This window comes from Rivularia sp. UHCC 0363, assembly GCF_034931125.1.
In the GTDB taxonomy this organism is placed as follows: domain Bacteria; phylum Cyanobacteriota; class Cyanobacteriia; order Cyanobacteriales; family Nostocaceae; genus Rivularia.
Genome location: NZ_JAYGHM010000019.1, coordinates 83,811 through 84,402 on the forward strand (window position 1 = coordinate 83,811; position 592 = coordinate 84,402).

At 39.4% G+C, this 592-nt stretch carries 1 pseudogene; it reads right to left on the reverse strand.

The features are described 5' to 3' along the window. Positions 1-229: 229 nt before the first annotated feature. Positions 230-592: pseudogene (locus tag VB797_RS13250) on the reverse strand (hypothetical protein); the annotation flags it as partial.

A 592-nucleotide genomic window follows, 5' to 3' on the forward strand; every position in this document is an offset into this window, starting at 1 on the left:
GGTAATCTTAAAAAAAAGTTCTGGATACTCGCTATTGGTATTAGGTATAGCTTTAAACCCAATTACCAATATTAGAGAAACCAGAACCCTTACTCTATGAAGGTTTTCCATTGAGTCAGAAAAAATTTTAGATTTTAGATTGATTTATTCCAAAATTCTCAAATTCCCCTAAGTTTATTTATGGGGACAATCCAAAATCGTAAATCTAAAATCTAAAATTGATTGACTGTTATTGAGGAGCTAATATTTTTGCTCCATCTGCATCGGGAGTTGTTTCTTCTTCACTACTGCTAGGGGTATTGGTATCAGGAAGAGTTGTTTCTCCTGGCTTATTCATATTGCTAGGAGCATCTTCGCTTGGGGTTACTTCTCCTTCAGGAGTTGTACCAGGCATTGGAGTGATGTTTGTCGGAGTATCATCTTCGCTAGGATTTACTTCTCCTTCAGGAGTTGTACCAGGCATTGGAGTGATGTTTGTCGGAGCATCATCTTCGCTAGGAGTTACTTCTCCACCTGGAGTTGTACCAGGCATTGGAGTGATGTTTGTCGGAGTATCATCTTCGCTAGGAGTTACTTCTCCACCTGGAGTTGT